Genomic DNA, 1627 nt, shown 5'->3' with positions numbered 1-1627 from the left:
GGTGATGTCTTCGGGGAGGAGGGTGGCGAGTTGTTCGGTGGTGAGCTGGGCGCCGGTGTTGGCGAGTTGTTCGGTGCGGCGTGCGTGGGCGGTCATGGCCGAGCGGACCAGTTTGTCGACTTCGCGGCCGTTGCCTTCGCGGAACCGGTCGCGGTTGGCGGTCAGGTAGGTGGTGAGGGCGGTGCGGGTGGGTTCGGGGACGCGGTAGTCCGCGGCCTGGGCCTTGCCCACAAAGATCGAGACCAGGCCGTCGACCGGGTAGGGGGTGAAGTTCAGCGTCCGCGCGAACCGGGAGGCAAGGCCCGGGTTGGTGGCCAGGAACCCTTCCATCTCGGTGGTGTATCCGGCGGCGATCACGATGACCTCGTCGCGGTGGTCCTCCATCAGCTTGACCAGGGTGTCGATGGCCTCCTGCCCGAAATCGTGCCCCGAGCCGCCCGGCCGCGCCAGCGTGTAGGCCTCGTCGATGAACAGCACCCCGCCGCGCGCCTGCTGGAACACCTCGGTGGTCTTCTGCGCGGTCTGCCCCACGTACTGCCCGACCAGATCCACCCGCGCCGCCTCCACCACCTGCCCCTGCGCCAGCACCCCCAACGCCGTCAGCAACTCCCCGTACAACCGCGCCACCGTCGTCTTGCCCGTACCGGGCGGCCCCGCGAAGATCAGATGACCGGTGAACGGCTCGGCCTCCAACCCCGCCGCCCGCCGCCGCCGCGCCGAGGCCAGCACGTCCAGCAGATCACCGATCTCCCGCTTGACCTCCTCCAACCCCGTCATCGCCGTCAACCGCGCCAGAACGGTGCTCACCTGCGCGGGATCGCGGGCCTCCCCGAACCGCGCCGCCAACCCCCCGCCCACATCCAGATCCTCGGCGACCAGCAAACTCAACACCTCACCCGAGGGAAGCTCCTCCAGATCCGCCAGCCGCTGCGCCTGCCGCTCCACCGCCCCCTCGAACACCTGCCGCGCCGCCCGCCCGTTACCGAACGTCGCATCCCGCCGCACCGAAGTGAAATGCGCCAGAATCGCCGCCCGCGCGTCCTCGGCCAGCCGGTACCCGTCCCTGACCGCGTGCGACTCAGTGATCTGAAGCAGTTCGGCAGGACTGTAGTTCTCGAACTCCACCGTCCGCGAGAACCGCGACTTCAACCCCGGGTTGGCCGCCAGGAACTCACGCATCTCCGCCGAATACCCCGCCGCCACCACCACGACCTCCTCCCGGTGGTCCTCCATCAGCTTCACCAGGGTGTCGATGGCCTCCTGCCCGAAATCGGTACCCGTCGCCCTACGCGACAACGTGTAGGCCTCATCAATGAACAACACCCCACCCAAAGCCCGCTGGAACACCTCCGAAGTCCGCAACGCCGTCCCACCCACGTTCTCCGACACCAGATCAGCCCGGCTCACCTCCACGACCTGACCCTTCTCCACCACCCCCAAAGCCGCCAGAATCCCCCCGTACAAACGCGCCACCGTCGTCTTACCCGTCCCCGGCGGACCCGCAAAAACCATATGCCGACCAATCGAAGGCCCCGGCGGCAAACCCGCCAACCGCCGCCGCTCAGCCACCTTCTGCAAATTCGTCAACTTACGAATCTCACGCTTCACCCCCGCCAAACCGACCATC

The 1627-nt window shown here is 67.9% G+C and carries 1 protein-coding gene; it reads right to left on the bottom strand.

What is annotated here, in order from left to right:
* Nucleotides 1-1587, bottom strand: a 1587-nt coding sequence (locus tag AB0H37_RS45010) for an AAA family ATPase (protein ID WP_360618854.1), incomplete at its 3' end; no start/stop codon positions are given.
* Nucleotides 1588-1627: the final 40 nt, after the last annotated feature.

The sequence above is a fragment of the Actinomadura sp. NPDC023710 genome (assembly GCF_040639875.1).
Taxonomy (GTDB): domain Bacteria; phylum Actinomycetota; class Actinomycetes; order Streptosporangiales; family Streptosporangiaceae; genus Spirillospora; species Spirillospora citrea.
Note: the sequence above shows the minus strand (reverse complement) of the source record. Positions and strands in the feature narration are given on the sequence as shown.